A 3,852-nucleotide genomic window follows, 5' to 3' on the forward strand; every position below is an offset into this window, starting at 1 on the left:
AGGATAATCAGTCGCGCCTGAGATCGAGCCGCTCACGCGCCGGGCGCGCGACGCGGCGCCGCCGCCGGTGCCGCTCCCCTGCCCGCCGCTTCCGATCCCGGCGCCCTCGCCTCCGGCCCCCGTGCCTGGACCGTCTTCATCGGACGCTCCCGTCGACCGTTCGCTGCCGCCGGCGGGCAGGGGCTTGGGCGCCGTGGCGATGAGTGGTGGCATTTTGAGCTTCACCCTTGGCGGCGGCGCGACGACCGCGCTTGCCTTGGCCGAGAGGCTGGGCGGGGCGGCGGCGCCTTCAGGCTCGCTCACCTTTTCCGGCGCCGGCACCGATTGTGGAGGCGGCGGCGGAGGCGGTGCGGCGGGAACGTCGAAGATCCTGAGCCTCTCGTCCGCGGCCGGCGCCAGGCTGACGCCGAGGCCGGCGATCAGCGCATAGCCCAGCAGCGCATGGAACAACGCCGCTCCGGCGCCCGCCTTGAGGCGATCCCGGCTGCCGTCCCTGATTGTAGGAGGCACGATGCTCATCCTGCCGCGCACGAAAAAGGGCGCCAGGTTCCCCCGGCGCCCCTTTCCGATGTCCGTCCGATCAGCCGCCGTTGGTGGCCGGGACGATGCGGATCTCGACCCGCCTGTTCTGGGCTCGGCCGGCTTCGGTGCCGTTGTCGGCGATCGGCCGGGACGAGCCGAAGCCCTGGGTGGCGATGCGGGCGCGGGCGACGCCCTGCTGCGAGAGGTAGCCCGCGACCGATTCGGCGCGGTTGCGCGACAGCGGGATGTTGATCGCATCGCCGCCCGACGGATCGGTGTGGCCGTAAACGTCGATCAGCGTCTGAGGATAAGCGGCGAGCGTCTGCGCCACCTGGTTCAGCGTTGAATAGAATTGCGGCTGGATTTCGTAGCTGTTGATCGGGAAGGTGATCCCGGCCGGCATGCTGAGCAGAAGCTCGTCGCCCTGGCGCTCGACGACGACTCCCGTGCCCTCGGTCTGGCGGCGAAGCTCGCGCTCCTGCCGGTCCATATATTGGCCGACGGCGGCGCCGGCGATGGTGCCGATGCCCGCGCCGACGATCTTCTCCGTGCGGTCGCGGCGGCCGCCGATCAGGTCGCCGCCCAGATATCCGGCGACGGCGCCGATGGCCGCGCCGACGGCGGTGCGCGTCTGGAATTCGCGCTCGCCCGTTTCCGGGTTCGTAACGCAGGCGGTGGTGGTGAGAAGCGCAGCCGCAACGGCGGCGCCAGCAAGGCGTTTCGTCTTAAACATACTCATTCCTTTCCCGTAATCGGGTCATTGAACGTCTGCCCAACCCACGCTCTTCTCCACTTGTTCCACCAAGCGCTTGAACCGGAACTGATGAACCTGTTGTCGCGCTGAAAGAATAGCGGCTAAGTGGCAGCCGAAAATCATGCCTCCCTCAGCCCCGCTATCTCCCTTTCCGTGGTTCGACGTCGCCGTGATCGCGCTGCTGATCGCGCTGAACGGCGTCTTCGCCATGTCGGAGCTTGCGATCGTCTCCGCCCGCGAGGCGCGGCTGAAGGCGATGGCGAAGGGGGGCAGCAAAGGCGCGCAGACGGCGCTCGACCTTGCCGCCGATCCGGGCCGGTTCCTGTCGGCGGTGCAGATCGGGATCACCCTGATCGGCATCCTGGCCGGCGCCTATTCGGGCGCGAGCCTCGGCGGCCCCGTCGGGCAGCGGCTGATGCTGGTGGGGGTGCCGGCGCAATATGCGCAGACGCTCGGCTTCGCGCTCGTGATCGTCGTCACCACCTATGCGTCCCTGGTGATCGGTGAGCTCGTGCCCAAGCAGATCGCGCTTCGGGCGCCGGAGCGGCTCGCTTCGGTGCTGGCGCTGCCGATGCTGTGGCTGGCGCGCGCGACCGCCCCTTTCGTATGGCTGCTCGACCGGACGAGCGCCCTCGTCTTCAGGCTGCTTCGGCTGCAACGGGAGACGCAGAACCGGGTGACGGCCGAGGAGCTCCACATCGTCGTCGCAGAAGCGCACCATGCGGGCGTCATCGAGGAGAGCGAACGGGCGATCATCTCGGGAGTGGTGCGGCTCGCCGACCGGCCGACGCGCGAAATCATGACCCCGCGGACCGACGTCGACTGGATCGACATCGACGCCGATGGCGAGGCGATTCGCGAGAAGCTGATCGAGACCCCCCACAGCCGTTTGCCGGTGGCGGAAGGGTCGGTCGACAAGCTCGTCGGGGTCGTCCAGTCGCGCGACATCGTCAAAGCCTTCGTCGAGGGCCGGCCGCTCAACCTTCGAACCCTGATGCGCGAAGCGCCGGTCGTCCCGGACCAGATGGACGCGATGGACGCCTTGCTGGTGCTCCGGGGCGCCGAGGTGCCGATGGCGTTCGTGCACGACGAATACGGCCATTTCGACGGTCTGGTGACGCCGGCCGACCTGCTGGCGGCGCTTGCCGGCACCTTCGCTTCCAACCCCGACGCCGATCCGCCGCTCGTCGAGCGGGAGGACGGCAGCTGGCTGGTCTCGGGCTCCCTATCGGCGGACGCGCTGACGGACCAGCTGGGGATCAGCCTGCCCGAGGAGCGGGATTATTCGACCGTGGCCGGCTTCGCCCTGTCGGTGCTGAAGCACCTGCCGGAGACGGGCGAGCATTTCGCCTTTGCCGACTGGCGGTTCGAAGTGGTCGACATGGACGGGCGCAAGATCGACAAATTGATCGCGGTGCAGACGCCCCGCCGGCCGCGGGATTAGGCGCCGCCGAGGCTCCCGAACCGGGCTTCGAAGCCGTCGCGGTCGCCGCGCGCGAGATAGCTCGCCTGCTCGACCACCCTGTCCCGCTCCAGCCTTCCCTTGAACGGCCCAAGCTTCTGGTCGAGCATGGCGACCTCGGTTGAGCTCAGGCCCGCAAGCTGCTCGAAGCGGGTGATGCCGTTCTCGTTCAGCTTCTGCGCGAGCTTCGGGCCGACGCCCTTCAGCGTCTGGAGGTCGTCGGGAGGGCCGCTCTCGCCGGGGTCCAGCGGATGCGCGTCCACCCCGAGCACCTCGCCGGCGACGTCGGTCATCGCCGCGGCTCCGCCCGTCATGCCGGTGACCTTCCGCTCCTCGGTGTCGATCCCGTCCCGGATCGGCCGATTGCGCATATAGGGCCGGACCGGAGGCGGCGGCGGCTCGGCGGCGGAGCGGTCGACCGCGCCGGTGCGGAGGTTCGAGCCGATCTTGTCGCCGGAGCGGGCTCTAGTCCGGCGGAACATCCACCAGCCGATGATGAGGCCGATCACCAGCGCGATGATCAGCGGGAGGATGTTGGCGTCGATTACGGTCATCATGGTGACGGAAATTCCCGGAAACAGGATGTCAAAGATAGGTGTCCTTCTGCGCCCGGCCGAACAGGAACCAGGCGATGCCCACGCCGAGCAGATAGGCGGCGACGAGGGCGATCAAAGTCTCAAGCAACAGCGGCATTAGCGGTTCCCTCCGCCGGAGGCGACGGGCGGGCTCGCCCATTCAATCCGGGAAATACCCTCGACGGCGCGGACGCGGTCGTTGAGGCCGGGATATTGCCCCATGCCCTCCCGTTGGAAATCGTTGGCAGGGCCCGACAGGACGGCAACGCGCGCCAGCGGATCGCGGGCGAGCCGCACCTGGACGCCCGGCACCTCGCCTTCGGCAACCGCCGCACGCGCCTGCGCCTCGAGCCGTCCGATCAGCGCCTCGCCGTTGCCGAGCGGGCCGTGATAGACCGACCCCATCAGCAAAACGGCGGCGAGGCCGACCAGGAATTTGAGCGCAGGAGACATATCAAGGCCTTCCGGAGCGGGGGCGGACGCTGAGCTTATCCATATGCGGCGGCGCTCCGGCAAGCCTCATCGGCCTCGCTCCAGCT

The 3,852-nt window shown here is 68.7% G+C and carries 4 protein-coding genes and 1 pseudogene; 1 reads left to right on the forward strand and 4 read right to left on the reverse strand.

Translation table 11 applies throughout. From position 1 onward, the window contains the following. Positions 1-510: pseudogene (locus VF662_RS00505) on the reverse strand (energy transducer TonB); the annotation flags it as partial. A 70-nt stretch (positions 511-580) separates the two neighbouring features. Further along, complete coding sequence (locus VF662_RS00510) at positions 581-1,255, reverse strand: YiaD family glycine zipper/OmpA-like lipoprotein (RefSeq protein ID WP_464136400.1); 675 nt, start codon at positions 1,253-1,255, stop codon at positions 581-583. Positions 1,256-1,397: 142 nt separating this feature from the next. Here VF662_RS00510 and VF662_RS00515 point away from each other — a divergent pair, with 142 nt between their 5' ends. Further along, positions 1,398-2,720, forward strand: a complete 1,323-nt coding sequence (locus VF662_RS00515; RefSeq protein ID WP_464136402.1) for a hemolysin family protein — start codon at positions 1,398-1,400, stop codon at positions 2,718-2,720. Here VF662_RS00515 and VF662_RS00520 read toward each other — a convergent pair. Together VF662_RS00520 and VF662_RS00525 are read right to left on the reverse strand one after the other, a co-directional pair. Further along, complete coding sequence (locus VF662_RS00520) at positions 2,717-3,295, reverse strand: hypothetical protein (protein ID WP_464136405.1); 579 nt, start codon at positions 3,293-3,295, stop codon at positions 2,717-2,719. The two genes, VF662_RS00515 and VF662_RS00520, sit on opposite strands and share 4 nt — an antisense overlap. 135 nt (positions 3,296-3,430) lie before the next feature. Next, positions 3,431-3,766 (reverse strand): hypothetical protein, encoded by a 336-nt coding sequence (locus VF662_RS00525; RefSeq protein ID WP_464136406.1) that lies wholly within the window; start codon positions 3,764-3,766, stop codon positions 3,431-3,433. Between the last annotated feature and the right edge of the window lie 86 nt (positions 3,767-3,852).

This window comes from Allosphingosinicella sp. (assembly GCF_036387215.1).
GTDB lineage: Bacteria > Pseudomonadota > Alphaproteobacteria > Sphingomonadales > Sphingomonadaceae > Allosphingosinicella.

Excerpts from the sequence above, each read along its gene's own strand:
- VF662_RS00510 (WP_464136400.1), bottom strand. The coding sequence starts at position 1,255 with ATGTTTAAGACGAAACGCCTTGCTGGCGCCGCCGTTGCGGCTGCGCTT.
- VF662_RS00515 (WP_464136402.1), top strand. The coding sequence starts at position 1,398 with ATGCCTCCCTCAGCCCCGCTATCTCCCTTTCCGTGGTTCGACGTCGCC.
- VF662_RS00520 (WP_464136405.1), bottom strand. The coding sequence starts at position 3,295 with ATGATGACCGTAATCGACGCCAACATCCTCCCGCTGATCATCGCGCTG.
- VF662_RS00525 (WP_464136406.1), bottom strand. The coding sequence starts at position 3,766 with ATGTCTCCTGCGCTCAAATTCCTGGTCGGCCTCGCCGCCGTTTTGCTG.